Raw genomic sequence first — 4,269 nt, 5'->3', positions numbered from 1 at the left:
GGTTTTGCTAGTGTAATCTACATTGGCGGTAGCGTTAATGGGTGCAGTGGTATAGTTGAAGGTAATTGGTTGCGGATTGGGATTATCAACTGTGACGGTGAGGATGGCATTATTATCTTTACCTTCCACTACGGTGATGTCATTGATGGAGAGTTGGGGAAAGTCGTCATTGGTAATCGTACCCGTAACTGCGGTGGTGGTCCCAACTGTATAACCTGTCCCAGAAGCAAGAGTTAAAATAACGGTTTCGTCACTTTCTACTATTGTGTCAGGAGTGGGGTTAATTGTTACAGTCGCAGTCGCTAAATTAGCCGCAAAAGTTACACCTGTGGGAATCGAAGCGTAATCGGTTCCATTAGTTGCTGTCCCACCAATACTATAGTTAACTGTCAAAAGATTTGTTGTTACTCCACTACGGGTAAAGGTGTAGATGAGATTACTTGTCCCGTCTTCAGTAACACTACTAGGAGAAACCGCAAGAGTAATACTAGGAAGTATGACATCATCATCAGTAATCGTTCCCTGTCCCTGATTATCGGTTATGGTAACGTTGCGACCATTGGCTTGTAAATTACTAAGATTGACGAAGAAATTCTCGTTAGCTTCAACTTTGGTATCGCCATTAACAGCAACAGTAATCGTCTTAGAAGTCTCACCAGCATTGAAGGTTAAGGGAGTAGTAGCAATCGCCGTATAATCATTATCTGCTGTGGTAGCGGTTCCATTGGCTGTGGCGTAATTGAGGCTAATCGCTGTATCAACTGCATTAGAAAGAGTGACAGTAAATACTGCATTAGTTGTGCCACTATTTCCTTCTGTTACTGTGACATCAGTAATCGCAATAGATGCACTGTCATCGTTATTAATCGTTCCCTGTCCTTGATTATCGGCTAAGGTAACGTTACTGCCATTGGCTTGTAAATTGCTGAGATTGAGGAAAAATGTCTCATTGAGTTCAACTTGGTTATCGCCATTGACTGCAACTGTAATCGTTTTAGAAGTTTCTCCCGGATTGAAGGTTAAGGTGGTGGGAGGAATAGCAGTGTAATCGGTTCCGGCGGTGGCTGTACCGTTAGCGGTGGCGTAGTTGACGCTAACAACGGTACTGGCAGCACTAGAAAGGCTCACGGTAAAGACCGCGTTAGTGGTGCCGCTATTGCCTTCGGTAATGGTTACATCGTTAATGGAAAGAGAAATTGCGGGTTGAGGGACATCGGCATTGAGGAGTACCGAGACGTTGCTGCTGTGCCGGTTCGCCGTAGCCAAATCGGATTTGCCGTCGCCGTTGAAGTCCCCTACCGTCACGGACCAGGGACCAGTCCCCACGGAAAAGTTGGTGGCAGTGCCAAAACTGCCCGTGCCGGTTCCTAATAACACTGAGACGTTGCAGCAGCCAGCGTTCGCCACAGCCAAATCGGATTTGCCGTCGCCGTTGAAGTCTCCTACCGCCACGGAAATGGGACGACTCCCCACGGAAAAGTTGGTGGCAGTGCCAAAACTGCCCGTGCCGGTTCCTAATAACACTGAGACGTTGCAGCAGAAATAGTTCGCCACAGCCAAATCGGATTTGCCGTCGCCGTTGAAGTCTCCTACCGCCACGGAAATGGGACGACTCCCCGCGGAAAAGTTAGTGGGGGTGCCAAAACTGCCCGTGCCGGTTCCTAATAGCACCGAGACGTTGTAGCTGTACAAGTTCGCCGTTGCCAAATCGGATTTGCCGTCGCCGTTGAAGTCCCCTACCGTCACGGACCAGGGACCATTCCCCACGGAAAAGTTGGTGGCAGTGCCAAAACTGCCCGTGCCGGTTCCTAATAACACTGAGACGTTGCTGCTGCCAGCGTTCGCCACAGCCAAATCGGATTTGCCGTCGCCGTTGAAGTCCCCTACCGTCACGGACCAGGGACCATTCCCCACGGAAAAGTTGGTGGGGGTGCCAAAACTGCCCGTGCCGGTTCCTAACAGCACTGAGACGTTGTTGCCGAAACGGTTCGCCGTAGCCAAATCGGATTTGCCGTCGCCGTTGAAGTCCCCTACCGTCACGGAAAAGGCACCATTCCCCGCGGAAAAGTTAGTGGCGGTGGCAAAACTGCCCGTGCCGGTTCCTAACAGCACTGAGACGTTGTTGCCGAAATAGTTCGCCGTAGCCAAATCGGATTTGCCGTCGCCGTTGAAGTCCCCTACCGTCACGGAAGTGGGACGATTCCCCACGGAAAAGTTAGTAGCAGGATTAAAGCTGGCGCTAGAGTTAGCACCGAGGATGTAGTCTCCCCCCGATGTCAGGTTGACTTTGACGGTTTCGTTGGGGTCATTTACCGCATCGGATACGGCGACCACGTTGAGGGTAGCGGTGGTGGCTCCGGCGGCGATGGTGAAGGTGTTGGCGGTTACTGCGGTGGTATTTATGCCAGCAGTGAGGGAATAGTCGGCGAGAATGGTGGCGGTACTGCCAGTGGTGTTGAAGTTGACCACTATCCCACCCGTGGGCGCGGGGGTGTCTAGGCTGATGATAAAGGTGCCGACGGTTCCCCCTTCTACCGGGTTGGTGCCGGGGGCGATGGTGATTTTGGGGGTGGTATTGAGGAGCACCGATACGTTGTTGGTGAAACGGTTCGCCACAGCCAAATCGGATTTGCCGTCGCCGTTGAAGTTCCCTACCGTCACGGAAGTGGGACGACTCCCCACGGAAAAGTTAGTGGCAGTGCCAAAACTGCCCGTGCCGGTTCCTAATAGCACCGAGACGTTGTTGCTGTACAAGTTCGCCGTTGCCAAATCGGATTTGCCATCGCCGTTGAAGTCCCCTACCGTCACGGAAGTGGGAAGACTCCCCACGGAAAAGTTAGTGGCGGGTCCAAAACTGCCCGTGCCGGTTCCTAATAGCACTGAGACGTTGTTGCTGTACAAGTTCGCCGTTGCCAAATCGGATTTGCCGTCGCCGTTGAAGTCCCCTACCGTCACGGAAAAGGGCTTAAGCCCCACAGAAAAGTTAGTGGCGGGTCCAAAACTGCCCGTGCCGGTTCCTAATAGTACTGAGACGTTGCCGCTGTTAAAGTTCGCCACAGCCAAATCGGATTTGCCGTCGCCGTTGAAGTCTCCTACCGTTACGGAATAGGGACTACTCCCCACAGTAAAGTTAGTGGCGAGTCCAAAACTGCCCGTACCGGTTCCTAATAGCACCGAGACTTTTTGGCTGCTAAAGTTCGCCACAGCCAAATCGGATTTGCCGTCACCGTTGAAGTCCCCTACCGTCACGGAAAAGGGACCACCCCCCACAGAAAAGTTAGTGGCGGGTCCAAAACTGCCCGTGCCAGTTCCTAATAGCACCGATACGTTGTTGCTGCCAACGTTCGCCGTAGCCAAATCGGATTTGCCGTCGCCGTTGAAGTCCCCTACCGTCACGGAAATGGGACTACTCCCCACAGTAAAGTTAGTAGGGGTACCAAAGGCCATTTCCACACTAATCGCTTGCCCATCAACGGTAATAGTCGCCGCGTCATTTTCCTCTCGTATCGCCGCGATTTGCTCCTCTGTCAGCACTTCCCCCCGCACCAACGCCGAAAATAACTGCCCCTCATCCCCCGGCGTATCGCTGCTGTTGATTTGCGCGTCGATAAAATGCCCAATTTCTTCTAATAACACCGCTTTGAGGGTGGTAGCGTCACCCGAATCAATCAGCGCTTGAGAGATATAAATCCTATTGGTACTGCTGGAATATGCGCCGAAAATCCCTGAATTGCCAAGGTTTTTAACTGTAATAGGGGGAAGTTGACTAAAATCTCGACTTTGCCACTGCTGTCGTAATTGCGTCGCTTTAACCACATCATAGTTTGTGCCAAAAGCAGTTTCTAAATTTGCCCAAAAACCATCAGATTGAGCGAAATCGAACAAAATATCGTAAACAGCAGGAAGGCTCGGCAACAGGGTAGAAGTCATGACGTTAACCGCAAAGGATGACTGGTGCTATTTTATGCAAAAAATCGCCAATCTTTCAAGGGTGCTATGACAAAAATTAACATTTATACAAGAAAACGGGCTTCTAAATAGGCGTTTGCAGAAACCCGTTTTCTAAAGAAGTTCTAGGATTGGATTTTTGCCAAAGACTGCCTAAATTCTGCGAGAGAATTAGCAGTGGCTGCTAATTTAACAATCTCTTGTAATGTAGATAGTACCGAAACTTTATTCAGGTATTGTTCCACATCTAAAGGAACTTCACCTAAGCGAGCTTGCAAAACTGTTTTGACAAAATCACGAGCATTTTCTAACGCGCCAATT

At 50.3% G+C, this 4,269-nt stretch carries 1 protein-coding gene and 1 pseudogene; both read right to left on the bottom strand.

What is annotated here, in order from left to right:
* On the bottom strand, positions 1–3,930 hold a 3,930-nt coding region (locus O9332_RS05770), incomplete at its 3' end, for a beta strand repeat-containing protein (RefSeq protein WP_288024196.1).
* A gap of 143 nt (positions 3,931–4,073) precedes the next feature.
* Positions 4,074–4,269, bottom strand: a pseudogene (locus O9332_RS05765) (hypothetical protein); the annotation flags it as partial.

Origin of the sequence: Microcystis sp. LE19-10.1B (assembly GCF_027530565.1) — a bacterium.
GTDB lineage: Bacteria > Cyanobacteriota > Cyanobacteriia > Cyanobacteriales > Microcystaceae > Microcystis > Microcystis aeruginosa.
The sequence above is the reverse complement of the archived record's forward strand: the minus strand, read 5'-3'. Positions and strand labels throughout refer to the sequence as shown.